The organism is Paraburkholderia sp. SIMBA_053, assembly GCF_046534895.1.
In the GTDB taxonomy this organism is placed as follows: domain Bacteria; phylum Pseudomonadota; class Gammaproteobacteria; order Burkholderiales; family Burkholderiaceae; genus Paraburkholderia; species Paraburkholderia caledonica.
Genome location: NZ_JAWRXU010001760.1, coordinates 1 through 234 on the forward strand (window position 1 = coordinate 1; position 234 = coordinate 234).

Sequence of the window (234 nt, forward strand, 5' to 3'; positions counted from 1 at the left end):
GGAAGCCGCTTTGCACGGTCGCGGTCGATTCGGCGATCAGACCTTCGATCTCCTTCACCGAAGCCGCGCTGCGCTGCGCGAGCGCCCGCACTTCCGAGGCGACGACCGCGAAGCCCTTGCCGTGTTCGCCGGCGCGCGCCGCCTCGACGGCCGCGTTAAGCGCCAGAATGTTGGTCTGGAAAGCGATGCCTTCGATCACGCTCGTGATTTCGGCGATCTTCTGCGACGAGCGGC

1 protein-coding gene is annotated in these 234 nt (G+C 66.7%); it reads right to left on the bottom strand.

The features are described 5' to 3' along the window. Nucleotides 1-234, bottom strand: a 234-nt coding sequence (locus tag SB753_RS41560; protein ID WP_410805757.1) for a methyl-accepting chemotaxis protein, incomplete at both ends; no start/stop codon positions are given.